At 71.3% G+C, this 13,445-nt stretch carries 16 protein-coding genes and 1 pseudogene; 12 read left to right on the top strand and 5 right to left on the bottom strand.

Annotated elements, in window-relative coordinates; genetic code table 11:
• The first annotated feature begins 415 nt into the window (after positions 1-415).
• The 3 genes from KV205_RS24560 (at position 416) to KV205_RS24570 (ending at position 2,139) form a co-directional block, all read left to right on the top strand.
• Positions 416-559, top strand: coding sequence for a hypothetical protein (locus KV205_RS24560; RefSeq protein WP_265866893.1), 144 nt, complete (start codon positions 416-418; stop codon positions 557-559).
• Positions 560-1,016: 457 nt separating this feature from the next.
• On the top strand, positions 1,017-1,361 hold the full coding sequence (locus KV205_RS24565) for a hypothetical protein (protein ID WP_265866752.1): 345 nt from the start codon (positions 1,017-1,019) through the stop codon (positions 1,359-1,361).
• A 7-nt stretch (positions 1,362-1,368) separates the two neighbouring features.
• Positions 1,369-2,139 carry a transposase gene (locus KV205_RS24570; protein WP_265866755.1) on the top strand — a complete coding sequence of 257 codons (771 nt, stop codon included), beginning with the start codon at positions 1,369-1,371 and terminating at the stop codon, positions 2,137-2,139.
• Positions 2,140-2,208: 69 nt separating this feature from the next.
• Here the strand turns inward: KV205_RS24570 and KV205_RS24575 are convergent.
• Both KV205_RS24575 and KV205_RS24580 read right to left on the bottom strand, forming a co-directional pair.
• Positions 2,209-2,427: pseudogene (locus tag KV205_RS24575) on the bottom strand (transcriptional regulator); the annotation flags it as partial.
• Positions 2,428-2,456: 29 nt separating this feature from the next.
• Positions 2,457-2,666 carry a DUF6011 domain-containing protein gene (locus KV205_RS24580; RefSeq protein ID WP_265866757.1) on the bottom strand — a complete coding sequence of 70 codons (210 nt, stop codon included), beginning with the start codon at positions 2,664-2,666 and terminating at the stop codon, positions 2,457-2,459.
• A 38-nt stretch (positions 2,667-2,704) separates the two neighbouring features.
• Here KV205_RS24580 and KV205_RS24585 point away from each other — a divergent pair, with 38 nt between their 5' ends.
• Positions 2,705-3,187, top strand: a complete 483-nt coding sequence (locus tag KV205_RS24585; protein ID WP_265866759.1) for a glutathione peroxidase — start codon at positions 2,705-2,707, stop codon at positions 3,185-3,187.
• On the top strand, positions 3,180-3,947 hold the full coding sequence (locus tag KV205_RS24590) for a putative protein N(5)-glutamine methyltransferase (RefSeq protein ID WP_265866760.1): 768 nt from the start codon (positions 3,180-3,182) through the stop codon (positions 3,945-3,947). Before KV205_RS24585 ends, KV205_RS24590 begins: the two co-directional genes overlap by 8 nt.
• A 23-nt stretch (positions 3,948-3,970) precedes the next feature.
• Here the strand turns inward: KV205_RS24590 and KV205_RS24595 are convergent, their stop codons facing one another.
• A complete protein-coding gene (locus tag KV205_RS24595; RefSeq protein WP_265866762.1) occupies positions 3,971-5,359 on the bottom strand; it encodes a cytochrome P450 in 1,389 nt (462 codons plus the stop codon).
• Positions 5,360-5,460: 101 nt separating this feature from the next.
• On the opposite strand from KV205_RS24595, the gene KV205_RS24600 reads away from it, so the two are divergent.
• Positions 5,461-5,973: a VOC family protein gene (locus KV205_RS24600; RefSeq protein ID WP_265866763.1), complete on the top strand. Its 513-nt coding sequence runs from the start codon at positions 5,461-5,463 to the stop codon at positions 5,971-5,973.
• A gap of 88 nt (positions 5,974-6,061) precedes the next feature.
• On the opposite strand, the gene KV205_RS24605 is transcribed toward KV205_RS24600, so the two are convergent.
• A complete protein-coding gene (locus KV205_RS24605) occupies positions 6,062-7,294 on the bottom strand; it encodes an acyl-CoA dehydrogenase family protein (RefSeq protein ID WP_265866764.1) in 1,233 nt (410 codons plus the stop codon).
• 185 nt (positions 7,295-7,479) lie between these two features.
• On the opposite strand from KV205_RS24605, the gene KV205_RS24610 reads away from it, so the two are divergent.
• A complete protein-coding gene (locus KV205_RS24610) occupies positions 7,480-8,130 on the top strand; it encodes a TetR family transcriptional regulator (RefSeq protein WP_265866765.1) in 651 nt (216 codons plus the stop codon).
• Here the strand turns inward: KV205_RS24610 and def are convergent.
• Positions 8,127-8,699, bottom strand: a complete 573-nt coding sequence (gene def, locus KV205_RS24615; RefSeq protein WP_265866767.1) for a peptide deformylase — start codon at positions 8,697-8,699, stop codon at positions 8,127-8,129. The two genes, KV205_RS24610 and def, sit on opposite strands and share 4 nt — an antisense overlap.
• A gap of 114 nt (positions 8,700-8,813) precedes the next feature.
• Here def and KV205_RS24620 point away from each other — a divergent pair, with 114 nt between their 5' ends.
• The 5 genes from KV205_RS24620 (at position 8,814) to KV205_RS24640 (ending at position 13,441) form a co-directional block, all read left to right on the top strand.
• On the top strand, positions 8,814-10,061 hold the full coding sequence (locus KV205_RS24620; RefSeq protein ID WP_265866768.1) for a Mur ligase family protein: 1,248 nt from the start codon (positions 8,814-8,816) through the stop codon (positions 10,059-10,061).
• 37 nt (positions 10,062-10,098) lie between these two features.
• Positions 10,099-10,827: a type 1 glutamine amidotransferase gene (locus tag KV205_RS24625; RefSeq protein WP_265866769.1), complete on the top strand. Its 729-nt coding sequence runs from the start codon at positions 10,099-10,101 to the stop codon at positions 10,825-10,827.
• Positions 10,828-11,004: 177 nt separating this feature from the next.
• Complete coding sequence (locus KV205_RS24630) at positions 11,005-12,033, top strand: 6-phosphofructokinase (RefSeq protein ID WP_265866770.1); 1,029 nt, start codon at positions 11,005-11,007, stop codon at positions 12,031-12,033.
• A gap of 127 nt (positions 12,034-12,160) precedes the next feature.
• Positions 12,161-13,111, top strand: a complete 951-nt coding sequence (locus KV205_RS24635) for a cytochrome c oxidase assembly protein (protein ID WP_265866771.1) — start codon at positions 12,161-12,163, stop codon at positions 13,109-13,111.
• A 120-nt stretch (positions 13,112-13,231) separates the two neighbouring features.
• On the top strand, positions 13,232-13,441 hold the full coding sequence (locus KV205_RS24640; RefSeq protein ID WP_265866894.1) for a hypothetical protein: 210 nt from the start codon (positions 13,232-13,234) through the stop codon (positions 13,439-13,441).
• Positions 13,442-13,445 lie beyond the last annotated feature (4 nt).

Here is a 13,445-nt window from a genome sequence, read left to right on the forward strand (position 1 = left end):
ACGCACCACGGATGGGCGTAGAGGTAGCGGCGCCGGATATTCGGCCACCGTCGCCCGTACGCACTCGTCCCCGATGTCACCCGTAGTGCGGTCGCCTCACGCTCGTGAGCGACACAGCGGCCACCACGGGCTGTTAGCTCGGGGCACCCGGGTACCGAGCAAGGGGGGCGGGGTCTGCGGGGCATGAGGGTCCCCCTCCAAACGGGTTTGAAGTGGCGAAGAAGTGGCGAATGTGGGTATTGCAGTGGCGTTACCCGCTGTGGTATTTGCAGCCACCGAAGTGGGGTGAAGTGGGTGACGAGCGGGGTCGCTTCCCCACTTTGGCCGTGGTAATCGGTACCCCATTTGAAGTGGCGAAGAAGTGGGGAACCAACGGCGTAGCTATGACCCCCCGCCGTACGGCTGAATGGAAGTCATGGCTCCCAAGACCGAAACTCGGCCCGTGTTCGAACTGCGCATCTATGGCTTCCACGTCGTCGCGCAGCGCATCTCCGGATGGCTCGTCACCCTGGCGTCCCTCGCTGGCGGGGCGGCACTCACGTGGTGGACGCAGCGCTAGGCATCCGGCGCCGCTCTACGCGCACAAGCGCGATGAGCAAGTGCACGTGGACAAGACCCACCACTGCGAGGCACGGCTCCGCGACCGGCTGACCGCCCGACTCCCGTAATTTCGCCTTTCGTCACCTCGCCGGACCTACTGTTCAGGCAGTCGACCCACCCGTCCGGAAAGAGGGCACAACCATGTCCAAGCGCGCAGCGATGCCCGATCGCCACACTCGCCCCGCTCTTGAACTCCGCGTCGGTGGGCTGCACTTGACCGTGCAGCGCATCCCGGGATGGCTCGTAGCCCTGATCACCACGGCCGGCGGGGCAGCGGGGACGTGGTGGGCACAGCGGTAGGCCGACGGGACTCAGTTCGGCTAAGAGCTGTCCCGCAAATGCTGGCCGGGTTGCACCCAGGTGAGAGCCGGGATATCCGCGAGCCTCCGGCACGGCGGCTGTGGCAGCCTGCTGACATGCCATGGGAGTTGCGAGAACATGCAGGCCGTCACTACGCCGTTCTCTTTCACTACTCCTTGCCCGACGATGCCTGGGCCGTGGAGCTGAGCGAGGCTGTGCCGGCGTCGGCCGAGGGGGACGAGACCCCCGACGCCGCAGTGACCCACGTGCCCGGTGCTGCCTTCTTGGTAGCGCTTGTCCCGGACGAGGACTCGAATCTGCAGCCGACCGTCCGCGTCTGGAGCCCTGTCGAGCGCGTTGTCCCCTACGAGGTCATGCGCTGGTTCATGGAGCAGGTAGCCGACCAGGTAGAACGCTGCCGCATCGCGTTCGAGCAGGGGGAACCTGAAGCAGTGGAATGATCACGCGGTGACTGGTGTGATCACGGCGTCGGAGCCTTCCTGGATAGCCCCGTTCACCGGGCTGAGCCCGCGTGCCTTCGGGAAGCTTGTGACGGTGTTGCGCCGCAAGGGTGCGGACGCGGCCCGCAAGGGCCGGCCGTGGAGTCTCCCGCTGGAGGAGCGGGCCCTGCTGGTCGCGGCGTACTGGCGTACGAACCTGACCATGCGCCAGCTCGCCCCCCTGTTCGGGGTCTCGAAGTCGGCGGCGGACCGGATCATCGACCACCTTGGGCCGATGTTCGCGCTTCAGCCCCGCAAGCGGTTCGCCAAGGACACCGTGCTCATCGTGGACGGCACCCTGGTTCCCACTCGGGACCACACCGTGGCCGAGCGCTCGAAGAACTACCGGTACTCCACCAACCACCAGGTCGTCATCGACGCCGACACCCGCCTGGTCGTCGTGGTCGGCCGGCCGCTCGCCGGGAACCGCAACGACTGCAAGGCATGGGAGGAATCAGGCGCCGAGGCCGCCATCGGCAAGACCCTCACCATCGCCGACGGTGGCTACCCGGGCACCGGACTCGTCATCCCGCATCGCCGAGAGCGCGGCCAGACCGAACTGATGGACTGGAAAGAGGAACACAACAAGTCCCACAAGCAGGTCCGGGCCCGGGTCGAGCACGTCTTCGCCCGCATGAAGACCTGGAAGATCCTCCGCGACTGCCGTCTCAAGGGCGACGGCGTCCACCAGGCCATGCTCGGCATCGCCCGGATGCACAACCTCGCCCTCGCCGGATAGGCGAGCGGCCCACATGGTGACCCGCCTTTCCCGAGACGACTTGGAGATCATTTACGGGACAGCTCTTAGTTGGAGCCAGGTGTACCAGGCGATGCTCACGCCGGAGAGGGAGGCGACCTCCTCGCGGCGCAGCCCGGGGGTGCGGCGGCGGGACGTCGCGGGCAGGCCCACGTCCTCGGGCTTCAGCAGGGCGCGGTGGGCCCGTAAGAACGCACCGAGCTCCCGGCCCGGCCGCGGGAGTGGACATGGAGTGACTCCTTCACGCGTGCCCGGGCTGGACCCGGACATGTCAGTTCGCACGGGTGCGGCCCGCCGCCCTAGACCCCCGGCAGGGTGTCCTGTTCCACCTCGTGGCGGCGGGTGCGGATGTCCGGGCCCGCCGGGTGGAGTTTGGCGTCGCAGGCCGGGCCCAGACCCGTGCGGCGGGATTCCGGGCCGGTCAGGGGGCGGCCGCACAGCCGGCAGCGGACCCGGCGGGTCTCGGCGGGCGCGGAATCGAGGTCGATTGCCAGTGGTTCATCTCCCATGCTGAGATCAAACCCCATTGGTGTGACAAGGAGCTCCTATGAGCCTGTATGACATCCCCCTGACGACCCTGGCCGGTGATCCGGTCTCGCTCGGCGACTTCCGCGACAAGGCCGTCCTGGTGGTCAACGTGGCCTCCAAGTGCGGTCTGACCCCGCAGTACGAGGGCCTGGAGCGGCTGCAGAAGGAGTACGGGGAGCGCGGCTTCACCGTGCTCGGCGTGCCGTGCAACCAGTTCGCGGGGCAGGAGCCGGGCAGCGCCGAGGAGATCGAGACGTTCTGCTCGACGACGTACGGGGTGAGCTTCCCGCTGCTCGCGAAGACCGAGGTCAACGGGGACGGGCGGCACCCGCTCTACGCGGAGCTGACCAAGGTCGCGGACGCCGACGGCGAGGCCGGCGACGTGCAGTGGAACTTCGAGAAGTTCCTGATCGGGCGGGACGGCGCGGTCACCCGCTTCCGGCCGCGCACCGAGCCCGAGGCCGCGGAGATCGTCAGCGCCATCGAGGCCCAGCTTGTCTGACCTGGGGGTGGTGGAGCGGCTGCGGGCCGCAGGCTGCGTCTTCGCCGAGGAGGAGGCGGAGCTGCTGCGCGCGGCGGCGGCCGGTCCGGCCGAGCTCGACGCGCTGGTCGAGCGGCGGGCGGCCGGCCTGCCGCTGGAGCACGTGGTGGGCTGGGCCGCGTTCGGGGGGCTGCGGATCGAGGTCGACGCCGGGGTGTTCGTACCGCGCCGGCGTACGGAGTTCCTGGTCGACCAGGCGGTGCGGCTCGCCCGGCCGGGCGCCGTCTGCGTGGATCTGTGCTGCGGCTCCGGCGCGGCGGGCGCGGTACTGCTCGCGTCCGTCGAGGACGCCGAGGTGCACGCCTCCGACATCGAGCCGGCGGCGGTGCGCTGCGCCCGCCGCAATGTGGAACCGCGCGGCGGCCGGGTGTACGAGGGCGACCTCTTCGACCCGCTGCCGGACGTCCTGCGCGGCCGGATCGAGGTCCTGGTGGCGAACGTCCCCTACGTGCCCAGCGGCGACGTGCCGCTGCTCCCGGCCGAGGCCCGCGAGCACGAGCCGCTGGTCGCCCTCGACGGCGGCGCGGACGGCCTGGACGTGCTGCGCCGGGTCGCGGCCGGGGCCGTGGAGTGGCTGGCCCCGGGCGGCCGGCTGCTGTGCGAGACGAGCGAGCGGCAGGCCGCCCGGGCCGTCGCCGCGGTCACCGCCCACGGCCTGACGGCCCGGATCGTCACGGACGAGGAGCTATACGCGACGGTCCTGGTGGCGACCCGGCCGTAACAGCGCGCCCGTGACGGCGCCGCTCAGGCGGTACGGCGCTTCAGCCGGCAGCGGGCCGGGCCCAGGGCCTGGAGGGTGATCGCGGAGTCGAGCGGCACCTGGGTGTCGATCGCCTCCAGCTCGTGACCCTGAAGGATCATCGCGAGCGCGATCACCGACTCCAGCATGGAGAAGTGCTGGCCGATGCAGGCGCGGGGGCCGCCGCCGAAGGGGAAGTACGCGTAGCGCGGGCGGGCGGCCTCGGCCTCCGGGGTGAACCGGTCGGGGTCGAAGCGCTCCGGGTCCTCCCAGTAGCGCGGGTGCCGGTGGGTGACCCAGGACGAGACGATCACATCGGCTCCGGCGGGGATGGTGTGGCCGCCGATCTCGGTGGCCGCCACCGCCCGGCGGCCGATCGCCGGGGCGGCCGGGAAGAGCCGCATGGCCTCCTTGAGCACCTGGGTGAGGTACGGCAGGGCGTCGAGGTCGGCCGCGCCCGGGGTGCGGCCGGCCAGGACCCGGTCGAGCTCCTCGTGGGCGCGCGCCTGGTGCTCGGGGTGGCGGGCCAGCAGGTGGAGCGCGAAGCCGAGCGAGGTCGCGGTGGTCTCGTGGCCGGCGAGCAGGAACACCAGGACCTGTTCGCGCAGTTCGGCCGGGTCGAAGGCGCTGCCGTCCTCCTCGCCGGCGGCGACGAGCAGGGTGAGCAGGTCGCGGCCCCCGCCGGCCGTGCCGGCCGCGCGCCGCTCGGCGATGATCCGGTCGCAGACCGCGTACAGCTCCTCGTGGGCGACGGCGGCCCGCCGGTTCGACGGCGTCGGCCAGGACCGGGGCGGCTTGCGGGGCGAGTAGCCGCGGCGCGCCACGTAGGCGCCGAGCACCGGGAAGCAGCGCTCGACGATGCCGACGGCCTCGTCGACGTCGGTGCCGAAGAGGATGCGGGCGACGGCGCGCAGCGCGAGTCCGGTCATCTCGTGGACGACGTCGACGGTCTCGGCGCCGCGGGCGTGCCAGCCGTCGGTGAGCCGGGTGACCTCGTCGGCCACGGCGGAGGCGTAGGTGTCGACGCTGCGGCGGGTGAACAGCGGCTGGACGAGCCGCCGTTGGCGCAGATAGTCGGCGTCCTGGCTGGTCAGCAGGCCGTTGCCGAAGGACTCCCGGATCTCCTGGTAGAAGGCGTTGTCCTTGCGGAAGTTGGCGGCCTCGCCGGCCAGCACCTGCTGGGCGCCCTCGGCGGAGAAGACGCAGTGGACGGTGGCCCGCAGCCCGGGCGGTCCGGCGGTGATCCGGACGACGTCCCCGTGGTCGCGGCGGGCCTTGAGGAAGGTGCCGAGCGAGTCGTTCTTGAGGTCGAGCAGCGAGCCGAGCAGCGGAAGTCCGGTGAGTTCGGGAATCGGCGGAGTGGTGCCCGTGCCGGTCGTCGTGTTGGTCGCCATCGTGCTGTCTCCCCCTCGTGAGCTTCGGTGGCGCGTCGATTCTGCCCCAGGCGGGCGACGCTGTCCGCCGGGTTGTCAGTGGTGTCTGCGACGCTTCCCCCATGAACGCAGAAGAGACCCACGAGGCGGGAGCGGGCGCGCCGGGGACGGACGCGCCGGACCCGGTCCTGCAGCTGACCATCGACTGCGCGGACCCGCGCCGGCTCGTCCCCTTCTGGGCGGCGGCGCTGCGGTATGTGCCGGAGCCGCCGCCGGAGGGGCATGCGACGTGGACGGCGTACTGGCGGGCGATGGGTGTGCCGGAGGAGGAACTGGAGGACGGCGCGGGCGAGTTGCCGGAGTCGATCGTGGACCCGAAGGGCGTCGGCCCGCGGGTCTGGTTCCAGCAGGTCCCCGAGCCGAAGACGGTGAAGAACCGGCTGCATCTCGATCTGAAGGTCGGCGGCGGCCGGACGGTGCCGATGGCCGTCCGCCGGGCCCGGGTGGACGGGGAGGTGGCCCGGCTGACCGCGCTCGGCGCGTCGGTGCTGCGCACCATGGACGAGCCGGAGGGGATGGACCACTACGCGGTGGTGCTCCGGGACCCGGAGGGCAACGAGTTCTGCGTCGTGTGAGCCCTCCGGGCCCGGGCGGCCCGGGGCCTGGACTCCCCGGGGGCAGGTGCGCGGCGTGCCGCGGTCAGCGGGTCAGCGGATCGGCACGTCAGCGGATCGGCATGCCGGAGAGGGTGCGGGCGATGACCAGGCGCTGGATCTCGCTCGTGCCCTCGAAGATGGTGTAGATGGCGGCGTCGCGGTGCATCCTCTCGACCGGGTACTCGCGGGTGTAGCCGTTGCCGCCGAGGATCTGGATGGCCTGGGCGGTGACCTTCTTGGCGACCTCGCTCGCGTACAGCTTGGACATCGAGCCCTCGGCGGAGGTGAAGGGCTTGCCGGCGGTGGCCATCCAGGAGGCGCGCCAGACCAGGAGGCGGGCGGCGTCGATCTGGGTGCGCATGTCGGCGAGCTGGAAGGCGACGCCCTGGTTGTCGATGATCGGTCGGCCGAACTGCTCGCGCGTCTTGGCGTAGTCGAGGGCGACCTCGTACGCGGCGCGGGCGGTGCCGACGGCCATGGCGCCGACGGCGGGGCGGGAGGCCTCGAAGGTGGCCATCGCCGCGTTCTTCACGCGCTCCCCGTTGCCGGCCTGCTTGGCGCGCTCGCGGGCCCGGGCGAGGCGCTCGTCGAGCTTCTCCTTGCCGCCGAGCAGGCAGTGGCCGGGGACCCGGACGTTCTCCAGGACGACCTCGGCGGTGTGCGAGGCGCGGATGCCGTGCTTCTGGAACTTCTGGCCCTGGGAGAGGCCGGGGGTGTTCGGCGGCACGATGAAGGAGGCGTGGCCCTTGGAGCCGAGCTCGGGGTCGACGACGGCGACGACGACATGCACGTTGGCGATGCCGCCGTTGGTCGCCCAGGTCTTGGTGCCGTTGAGCACCCACTCGTCCTTGGCCTCGTCGTAGACGGCACGGGTGCGCATGGAGGCGACGTCCGAACCGGCGTCGGGCTCGGAGGAGCAGAAGGCGGCGACCTTGACGTCGTCGGCGTCGCCGTACATCTGCGGGACCCAGGTGCCGATCTGCTCCTCGGTGCCGTTGGCGAGGACGCCGACGGCGGCGAGGCCGGTGCCGACGATCGACAGCGCGATGCCGGCGTCGCCCCAGAAGAGCTCTTCCATGGCCATCGGGATGCCGAGACCGGTCGGGTCGAAGAACTGCTGCGCGTAGAAGTCGAGGGAGTAGATTCCGAGCTTGGCGGCCTCCTGGATGATCGGCCAGGGGGTCTCCTCACGCTCGTCCCACTCGGCGGCCGCGGGGCGCATCACGTCGGCGGCGAAGCCGTGGAGCCAGTCGCGCACCTGCTTCTGGTCGTCGTTGAGTTCGAGCGTGAACTCGGCCATGATCCCTCCCGGCGGTGTGTTACTTGCGGTAACACCATTTTGTTACCGACGGGTACAGGCTGTCAACCAGCAACGGAGCAGTTCCTGACGGGCCCTCTCCGACACCGGCCGGACGGCACCGGGTGCCGCTCGGGTGTTACGTTGCGACAGCCTCAGGAATTTCGTACGGGCGGGGAGACACGCTGATGACCACCACACACCGGAGCACCACCGACCAGCAGAAGCCGGCCGACCAACGGCGACGGGAACTGCTGGAGGCGGCGGACCGCGTGGTGCTCCGCGACGGCCCGCAGGCCTCGATGAACGCGATCGCCGCCGAGGCGGGGATCACCAAGCCGATCCTCTACCGCCACTTCGGCGACAAGGGCGGCCTCTACCGCGCCCTCGCCACCCGCCACACCGACGCCCTGCTCTCGGCCCTGCGGGCCGCGCTCGACGCGCCGGCGGACCGGCGGCAGCGGGTCGAGTCGACCCTCGACACGTACCTCGCCTCCATCGAGGCGATGCCGCAGGTCTACCGCTTCCTCATGCACCCGGCCGAGGAGCCGCACCAGGCCGAGCAGGGCTTCGACGTCGGCCGGCACTCCGCGCCGCTGCTGCGCCGCATGGGCGAGGAGCTGGGCCAGGTCATCGCCGAGCGCATCGACCTCGGCCCCGGCGGCGAGGCCCAGGCCCGCATCTGGGGCCACGGCATCGTCGGCATGATGCACGCGGCCGGCGACTGGTGGCTCGGCGAACGCCCCTGCTCCCGCGCCGAACTCGTCCGCAGCCTCGCGGACATCCTCTGGGGCCGCCTGGCCCAGGCCCAGGACCGCGCCGACGGGCCGGGTTTCTAAGGGCTCGGTTCGCCCAGCGCCGCCACGCCCTTCGTGCCCCACGGCTCCTTCCTGATCGCCCGCAGCAGCTTGCGCCGCGACCAGCCCGTCACCAGGTCCGCGTAGACCCCGCCCGCCAGGTGGTCGCACTCGTGCTGGAGGCAGCGGGCGAAGAAGCCGGTGCCCTCGACGCGGACCGGGGTGCCGTCGACGCGGACGCCCTCGACGACCGCGTGGTCGTAGCGCGGGGTCGGGGCCTCCAGGCCCGGGAGGGACAGACAGCCCTCGGGGCCACGGAACACGTCGCCGTCGGCCTCGACCAGGCGCGGGTTCACCACATGGCCCAGATGCCGGACGTCCTCGTCGTCCGGGCAGTCGTAGACGAAGACCCGCAGCCCCTCGCCCACCTGGTTGGCGGCGAGGCCGACGCCGTTCGCCGCGTACATCGTCGCGAACATGTCCTCGACGAGCCGGGCGAGTTCCGGGCCGAAGTCGGTCACGGGCGCGCAGGGGGCGTGCAGCACGGGGGCGCCGAGCAGGGTCATCCCCCGGACGCGGCCGGAACTGCCGGGGATCGGGCGGTTTCGCATGGGCGCAAGGGTACGTTCAGGGGTCGACATGGCTGGTCGGCGGTGCCGCGGTTCGGGCTGCTGGCCGGATCTCGATAGGCTGAGCCCGGACCGACGCAAGGAGGAACAAGGACGATGTCAGGGAACGCCGCTAATCCAGAGCCGCTGTCGGCGCGCGCCAAGCTCGCCGTGACCGCGGGCAAGGCCGCCGCCGCGGTGTCGCGGGCGGCCGGCCGCGGCAGCGGATCGGTGATCGGCGGCCGGGTGGCGCTGAAGCTCGACCCCGATCTGCTGGGACAGCTCGCGCAGCACCTCGATGTCGTGCTCGTCTCGGCGACCAACGGCAAGACGACCACGACGCGCCTGATCGCCGAGGCCCTGCGGGCCGCGGGCCCGGTCGTGTCGAACGCGCTCGGCGCCAACATGCCCGCCGGTATCACCTCCGCCCTGGCCGGCGGCTCGGAGTCGAAGTACGCCGTGATCGAGGTCGACGAGAAGTACCTGGCCGGTGTGGCCCGGGACACCTCGCCCAAGGCGATCGCGCTGCTCAACCTCTCGCGCGACCAGCTCGACCGCGCCGCCGAGACCCGGATGCTCGCCGAGAAGTGGCGCGAGGGTCTCAACGGCAGCAAGGCCGTGATCATCGCCAACGCCGACGACCCGCTGATCGTCTGGGCCGCGTCCTCCTCCCCCAACGTGGTGTGGGTGGCCGTCGGGCAGGAGTGGAAGGACGACGCCTGGTCCTGCCCCGCCTGCGGCGGTGTGCTGCAGCGCCCCGGCGACGACTGGTTCTGCGGCGAGTGCGGCTTCCGCCGCCCCGCCCCCAGCTGGGCGCTCAACGGCGACCACGTCCTCGACCCGCACGGCTCCGCCTGGCCGATCCGGCTCCAGCTGCCCGGCCGCGCCAACAAGGCCAACGCCGCCACCTCCGCCGCGGTCGCCGCGGTCTTCGGGGTGCCGCCGCAGGTCGCCCTGGAGCGCATGTACCAGGTGCAGGCCGTCGCCGGCCGCTATGACGTGGTCACCTTCCAGGGCCGCGAGCTGCGGCTGCTCCTGGCCAAGAACCCGGCCGGCTGGCTCGAAACGTTTTCCCTGATCGACCAGCCGCCGGCCCCGGTGATCCTCTCCGTCAACGCCCGCGGCGCCGACGGCACCGACACCTCCTGGCTGTGGGACGTGGACTACGGACGCCTGGCCGGCCACCCGATCATGGTGATCGGCGACCGCAAGCTCGACCTCGCCGTACGCCTGGAGGTCGCCGGCGTGGACTTCCGCGTCTGCGAGACCCTCGACGAGGCCGTCACGGTGGCCCCGCCCGGGCAGATCGAGCTGATCGCCAACTACACGGCCTTCCAGGACGTCCGCCGCCGCGTCGGCAACTGACCCCGGCCCCGACACGACTCGCAGAAGGACTTGCAGCATGAGTGACAGCAGCCTGCGGGTGGTCTGGGTCTACCCGGACCTCCTCAGCACCTACGGCGACCAGGGCAACGTCCTCGTCGTCGAGCGCCGCGCCCGGCAGCGCGGGCTCAGCGTCGAGCGCCTCGACGTGCGCAGCGACCAGCCCATCCCGACCTCCGGCGACATCTACCTGGTCGGCGGCGGCGAGGACCGCCCGCAGCGGCTCGCGGCCGAGCGGCTGCGCCGCGACGGCGGGCTGAACCGGGCGGCGGCCAACGGCGCGATCATCTTCTCGGTGTGCGCCGGCTACCAGATCCTGGGCCACGAGTTCATCAACGACCTGGGTGAGCGCGAGCCGGGCCTCGGCCTGCTCGACGTCACCACGGTCCGCGGCGAGGGCGCCCGCTGCGTCGGCGACGTGCTCGCCGACATCGACCCGCGGCTCGGCCTGCCCCAGCTCACCGGGTTCGAGAACCACCAGGGCGTCACCCACCTCGGCCCGACCGCCCGCCCGTTCGCCCGGACCGTGTTCGGCAACGGCAACGGCACGGGTGACGGCACCGAGGGCGCGTACAACGACACGGTCTTCGGCACGTACATGCACGGCCCGGTCATGGCGCGGAACCCGCAGATCGCGGACCTGATGCTGAAGCTGGCGCTCGACGTCAACGCGCTGCCGCCGACCGACGACCGGTGGTACGAGGCGCTGCGCGCCGAGCGCATCGCGGCGGCCTCGCAGCCCGCCTGACGCCCCGCCAGGCCCGCACGTCTGAGCGGGCTAGCGCACATTGGATTCGTAAGTAAAGACGGTGTCCAATCTGCGGACATCCGGTTCGGCCCCGCCACTTTCCACCGATAGGGTGGCGGGGATCCAGCCGGACGACGTGGTCCGGGAGTCGGCCCACGTTGCAAAGGTTTTTGGGCTATGCGCATTGGTGTGCTCACCTCCGGCGGAGACTGTCCCGGTCTGAACGCCGTCATCCGGTCCGTCGTGCACCGCGCCGTCGTCGACCACGGTGACGAGGTCATCGGCTTCCACGACGGCTGGAAGGGCCTCCTGGAGGCGGACTACCGCAAGCTGGACCTGGACGCGGTGGGCGGCATCCTCGCCCGCGGCGGCACCATCCTCGGCTCGTCCCGGGTCCAGCCGGCCCATCTCGTCGACGGGGTGGAGCGGGCCAAGGGCCATGTCGCCGACCTCGGCATCGACGCGATCATCCCGATCGGCGGCGAGGGCACCCTGAAGGCGGCGAACCTGCTCTCCGAGGCCGGGCTGCCGATCGTGGGCGTCCCGAAGACCATCGACAACGACATCGCCTCCACCGACGTCACCTTCGGCTTCGACACCGCCGTGACCGTCGCCACCGAGGCCCTGGACCGGCTGAAGACCACCGCCGAGTCCCACCAGCGCTGTCTGGTCGTCGAGGTGATGGGCCGGCACACCGGCTGGATCGCGCTGCAGTCCGGCATGGCGGCCGGCGCGCACGCCATCGTGGTGCCCGAGCGGCCCTTCGACATCGACGAGCTGACCGCCCGGGTCGGCGCCCGCTTCGAGGACGGCAAGCGCTTCGCGATCGTCGTGGTCGCCGAGGGCGCGAAGCCGCGCGAGGACGGCTCGATGGACTTCAAGACCGCCGGCACCGACATCTACGGCCACGAGCGCTTCACCGGCGTGGCCAACCAGCTCTCCGTGGAGTTGGAGCGGCGGCTGGGCAAGGAGGCCCGCCCGGTGATCCTCGGCCACGTCCAGCGCGGCGGCACCCCCACCGCGTACGACCGGGTCCTGGCGACCCGCTTCGGCTGGCACGCGGTCGAGGCGGCGCACCGCGGCGACTTCGGCAAGCTGACGGCGCTGCGCGGCACGGACATCGAGCTGGTCCCGCTGGCGCAGGCCGTGGAGACCCTGAAGACGGTCCCGGCCGACCGCTATGCCGAGGCCGAGAACGTGCTCTGACGCCCTCCCGGCGCGGGGTCCACTCGCCACGAACCGCCCCCGGTCGCGATCGCGGCCGGGGGCGGTTCTAGTCTGGTCCGGACATCAAGCGCGACAACAGCGCGAATCGGGCGCCAGGAGTAGATGAATGGATCACAGCGGGCACGGCATGCCCATGGATCTTCCGCCGTTCACGCTGGGGCGGGGCCTGGAGTTCTCTCCCGACCTGTTCTTCCTGATCGGCTGCGTCGCCGGTCTCGGGCTCTACGGCTGGGGCGTGGCGCGGCTGCGGAGGCGCGGGGACGCCTGGCCGGTGAGCCGGACGGTGTTCTTCACGGTGGGCGTGCTGACCATCGCCCTGGTGATGTGCACCAAGCTGAACGACTACGGCATGGTCATGTTCAGCGTGCACATGGTGCAGCACATGGTGATCTCCATGCTGTCGCCGATCCTGCTGCTGCTCGGCGCGCCGGTGACGCTGGCGCTGCGGGCGCTGCCGGTGGCCGGCCGCGGGTCCACGGGCCCGCGCGAGCTGCTGCTGAAGCTGCTGCACAGCCGCTACATGCGGATCGTCACGCACCCGGCGTTCACCATCTCGATGTTCATCGCGAGCCTCTACGCGCTGTACTTCTCGCCGCTCTTCGACTTCCTGATGGGCTCGAAGGCGGGTCACGTCGGGATGATGGTCCACTTCCTCGCCGTGGGCCTGGTCTTCTTCTGGCCGATCATGGGCGTGGACCCGGGTCCGCACCGGCCGGGCTATGTGATGCGGATGCTGGAGCTGTTCGCCGGCATGCCGTTCCACGCCTTCTTCGGCATCGCGATGATGATGGCGTCGGAGCCACTGGTGAAGGTGTACACGAACCCGCCCGCCTCGCTCGGCATCGACGCCCTCGACGACCAGCACGCGGCCGGCGGCATCGCCTGGGCGTTCAGCGAGATCCCCTCGGTCCTGGTGCTGATCGCCCTTGTCTACCAGTGGTACCACTCCGAGCAGCGGCAGGCGGTCCGCAAGGACCGGGCCGCGGACCGGGACGGCGACAAGGAGCTGGAGGCGTACAACGCGTACCTGGCCTCGCTCCAGGCGCGCGGGCAGTAGCAGCAGCCGGTCGGCGGATTCGTACACAGCGCGCGACGGGCGCACCACAGCGCGTCCGAGGTATGGCGCACGCCCCTCCTCCGGGGTCACGATGGGCGGGAGGTGGAGGAGGGCGGAGCGATGATGTCCGGTCCCACGAAGACGATGGGTGTGATCACCTTCGCCGCCCTGGTGCTGATCACCACCTACACGGTGGCGCTCGGCAGCAGCGGCTGGCTCTGGTTCGGCTGGGTGGTGCTCGGCGTGGCCACCATCGGGATGGCCGCCGCGGACGCCGGCGAGCCGCACGCCCGGCCCGTACCGCCCGGCCGTCCGAAACCGCACGCCTGACGCC

The sequence above is a fragment of the Streptomyces sp. SKN60 genome (assembly GCF_026236535.1).
Classification (GTDB): Bacteria; Actinomycetota; Actinomycetes; order Streptomycetales; family Streptomycetaceae; genus Streptomyces.

Coding starts and splice junctions, on each gene's coding strand:
- KV205_RS24635 (WP_265866771.1), top strand. CDS start 12,161: ATGGATCACAGCGGGCACGGCATGCCCATGGATCTTCCGCCGTTCACG.
- KV205_RS24580 (WP_265866757.1), bottom strand. CDS start 2,666: ATGGGAGATGAACCACTGGCAATCGACCTCGATTCCGCGCCCGCCGAG.
- KV205_RS24630 (WP_265866770.1), top strand. CDS start 11,005: ATGCGCATTGGTGTGCTCACCTCCGGCGGAGACTGTCCCGGTCTGAAC.
- KV205_RS24565 (WP_265866752.1), top strand. CDS start 1,017: ATGCCATGGGAGTTGCGAGAACATGCAGGCCGTCACTACGCCGTTCTC.
- KV205_RS24595 (WP_265866762.1), bottom strand. CDS start 5,359: ATGGCGACCAACACGACGACCGGCACGGGCACCACTCCGCCGATTCCC.
- KV205_RS24625 (WP_265866769.1), top strand. CDS start 10,099: ATGAGTGACAGCAGCCTGCGGGTGGTCTGGGTCTACCCGGACCTCCTC.
- KV205_RS24605 (WP_265866764.1), bottom strand. CDS start 7,294: ATGGCCGAGTTCACGCTCGAACTCAACGACGACCAGAAGCAGGTGCGC.
- KV205_RS24560 (WP_265866893.1), top strand. CDS start 416: ATGGCTCCCAAGACCGAAACTCGGCCCGTGTTCGAACTGCGCATCTAT.
- KV205_RS24610 (WP_265866765.1), top strand. CDS start 7,480: ATGACCACCACACACCGGAGCACCACCGACCAGCAGAAGCCGGCCGAC.
- def (WP_265866767.1), bottom strand. CDS start 8,699: ATGCGAAACCGCCCGATCCCCGGCAGTTCCGGCCGCGTCCGGGGGATG.
- KV205_RS24585 (WP_265866759.1), top strand. CDS start 2,705: ATGAGCCTGTATGACATCCCCCTGACGACCCTGGCCGGTGATCCGGTC.
- KV205_RS24620 (WP_265866768.1), top strand. CDS start 8,814: ATGTCAGGGAACGCCGCTAATCCAGAGCCGCTGTCGGCGCGCGCCAAG.
- KV205_RS24600 (WP_265866763.1), top strand. CDS start 5,461: ATGAACGCAGAAGAGACCCACGAGGCGGGAGCGGGCGCGCCGGGGACG.
- KV205_RS24640 (WP_265866894.1), top strand. CDS start 13,232: ATGATGTCCGGTCCCACGAAGACGATGGGTGTGATCACCTTCGCCGCC.